Annotated in this window: 2 protein-coding genes; both read right to left on the bottom strand. The window is 55.4% G+C overall.

The window, feature by feature from the left end; translation table 11 throughout:
• Positions 1–223, bottom strand: a 223-nt coding sequence (locus tag A8L45_RS23415) for a hypothetical protein (RefSeq protein ID WP_139122473.1), incomplete at its 3' end; no start/stop codon positions are given.
• Between the two features lie 14 nt (positions 224–237).
• The coding region (locus tag A8L45_RS24880) for a hypothetical protein (RefSeq protein ID WP_175402087.1) at positions 238–516 on the bottom strand (279 nt) is incomplete at its 5' end.

The raw sequence follows: 516 nt of genomic DNA, 5'->3' as shown, positions 1-516 counted from the left end.
ACTCACCTTCAGTGACCTCATTTTTATCCGCACTGAGCGTGACTCCGACCGTACTGAGCCCATCATCCACAATTATGGTGTTGACGGTGGCGCTGTCCAGGTTGAGGTTCTCAAAGACGCTGTTGTTACTGCCGTCGACCACATTGGTGACAGCCACTGAGAACCCTTCGTTGTTCTCTTTCAGTACATCGTCGACGGTATCAATCACCAGCCTGGCGGTCATGCCGGAACTGTCGACTACGGCAGAGGCCTGCTGGACAATATCAGCCCCGGTGGCATCGGTGAGGGTATATTCAAACGTGACGATGCTGCCGGGAGGGGCGACATGGGTGAGGTCAACGGTATAGGTGACAGACCCGCCCTCAGTGACTTCCTCTTTATCTGCACTGAGGGTGACCCCGACCGTACTGAGCCCATCATCACGATCGTGGTGTTGACGGTGGCGGCGCTGAGGTTGAGGTTTTCAAAGACGCTGTTGTTACTGCCGTCGACCACATTGGTGACGGCTACCGAGAA

Source organism: Veronia pacifica, from assembly GCF_001707825.1.
Lineage (GTDB): Bacteria > Pseudomonadota > Gammaproteobacteria > Enterobacterales > Vibrionaceae > Veronia > Veronia pacifica.
Note: the sequence above shows the minus strand (reverse complement) of the source record. Positions and strands in the feature narration are given on the sequence as shown.